This window comes from Escherichia sp. WS1265, assembly GCF_046487585.1.
GTDB lineage: Bacteria > Pseudomonadota > Gammaproteobacteria > Enterobacterales > Enterobacteriaceae > Escherichia > Escherichia coli.
Window position 1 is genome coordinate 1 of the sequence record NZ_JBJQJE010000071.1, and the last position, 2,007, is coordinate 2,007.

General features: G+C 45.9%; 3 protein-coding genes, 1 tRNA gene and 1 pseudogene. 4 read left to right on the forward strand and 1 reads right to left on the reverse strand.

The annotated features are described in order from the left end of the window. The 4 genes and pseudogenes from ACJHX3_RS24770 to ygeQ all read left to right on the forward strand — a co-directional run. Window positions 1–95, forward strand: a 95-nt coding sequence (locus ACJHX3_RS24770; RefSeq protein ID WP_000306640.1) for an IS1 family transposase, incomplete at its 5' end; no start/stop codon positions are given. 126 nt (window positions 96–221) lie between these two features. Then, window positions 222–977, forward strand: a complete 756-nt coding sequence (actS, locus tag ACJHX3_RS24775; RefSeq protein WP_001272558.1) for an amidase activator ActS — start codon at window positions 222–224, stop codon at window positions 975–977. A 78-nt stretch (window positions 978–1,055) separates the two neighbouring features. Further along, window positions 1,056–1,129 (forward strand) — tRNA-Gly (locus ACJHX3_RS24780). Window positions 1,130–1,350: 221 nt separating this feature from the next. Continuing rightward, window positions 1,351–1,895, forward strand: a pseudogene (gene ygeQ / locus ACJHX3_RS24785) (protein YgeQ); the annotation flags it as partial. A 31-nt stretch (window positions 1,896–1,926) separates the two neighbouring features. Here the strand turns inward: ygeQ and ACJHX3_RS24790 are convergent. After that, on the reverse strand, window positions 1,927–2,007 hold an 81-nt coding region (locus ACJHX3_RS24790; RefSeq protein WP_136696479.1), incomplete at its 5' end, for an IS3 family transposase.

The window sequence follows — 2,007 nt, forward strand, 5'->3', positions numbered from 1 at the left end:
CACGGCTGGGACGGAAGTCGCTGTCGTTCTCAAAATCGGTGGAGCTGCATGACAAAGTCATCGGGCATTATCTGAACATAAAACACTATCAATAAGTTGGAGTCATTACCAATGAAATTAACCTCTTTCTCTATTACCACGTTTTTCCAGAAGCAAGAGATTGGGTATCAAGAGGCTGGCTGCTATGATAAGGCGTCTTGTTTTTTAAGCGAGGAAAGATTTTGAGTGCGGGACGCCTGAATAAAAAATCTCTGGGTATCGTGATGTTGTTATCGGTTGGACTGCTTTTGGCGGGCTGTTCGGGTAGCAAATCATCCGATACAGGAACGTATTCCGGCTCCGTTTACACCGTGAAACGGGGGGATACGCTATATCGTATTTCGCGCACCACGGGAACCAGCGTAAAAGAACTGGCGCGACTGAACGGCATTTCCCCCCCTTACACCATTGAAGTTGGTCAGAAACTAAAACTGGGTGGGGCGAAAAGTAGCAGTAGTACACGTAAATCAACCGCCAAATCAACGACCAAAACCGCATCGGTTACACCGTCATCAGCGGTACCGAAATCTTCCTGGCCGCCAGTAGGGCAACGTTGTTGGTTATGGCCAACGACAGGGAAAGTTATCATGCCGTATTCGACAGCAGATGGCGGCAATAAAGGGATTGATATCTCAGCTCCACGGGGTACACCTATTTACGCCGCGGGTGCAGGAAAGGTGGTGTATGTGGGCAACCAGCTGCGTGGCTACGGTAATCTCATCATGATTAAACACAGTGAAGATTACATTACGGCTTACGCCCATAATGACACGATGCTGGTAAATAATGGGCAAAGCGTGAAGGCTGGGCAAAAAATCGCCACTATGGGGAGCACGGATGCGGCATCTGTTCGCCTGCATTTCCAGATTCGTTACCGTGCAACGGCAATTGATCCGCTACGTTACTTGCCGCCGCAGGGCAGCAAGCCAAAATGCTGATGGCGAATTAATCAGCAGTCAGCAGCGCGGCACTTGCTAAGGAGAGCGTAAGGTTTATAATGCCTTACGCATCTCGAAGCGGGCGTAGTTCAATGGTAGAACGAGAGCTTCCCAAGCTCTATACGAGGGTTCGATTCCCTTCGCCCGCTCCAATTTATCTTCACCTGATCAATCTGCCATTTTTGCTGTATCTGATTTTCTATATTATCTTAATTCAATCGCTTCAGGCTTTTCGCAATCGCTGTAACACTTCCCCATTTTTTTGTAAATAAAAAGCGTTTACGCAATGCAATCCTTTTGTAACAACCTAGGTAAAACACCTTATTTTCAAGTTGTTAAATAAGTGGTTATCTACGCTTTTAACAAACGATTGATGGAATATTTTATGAAAGGGAAATCTGCATTAACTCTTCTGCTCGCTGGTATATTTTCGTGCGGCACATGCCAGGCGACAGGGGCAGAAGTGACGAGTGAATCTGTATTTAACATTCTTAATTCCACGGGGCAGCAACAGATAAAAGTTATTTATCGTTAAATCCAGATAAGTACCCTAATTATCGTCTTCTGATTCACTCAGCCAAATTAAAAAATGAAATAAAGAGCCACTATACCAAAGACGAAATTCAAGGGTTGTTAACATTAACAGAAAACACACGAAAGTTAACGTTGACGGAGAAACCCTGGGGAACATTTATTCTTGCTTCTACTTTCGAAGATGACAAAACAGCGGCAGAAACCCACTATGATGGTGTCTGGCTGAGGGATAGTTTATGGGGCTATATGGCATTAGTATCAGATCAGGGAAATAGTGTAGCCGCAAAAAAGGTTCTGCTCACCCTGTGGGATTATATGTCTACGCCCGACCAGATTAAGCGGATGCAGGACGTCATTAGCAACCCCAAACGACTGGATGGAGTTCTGATCCTACCCACGTAATATGGACACAGGCCTAAGCGAGGTTCTGGTTTTCAAATTGTTCCGGACTGAGGCCGCCACACCAACTGTGCCGCCGCCACCGATTGTAATCACA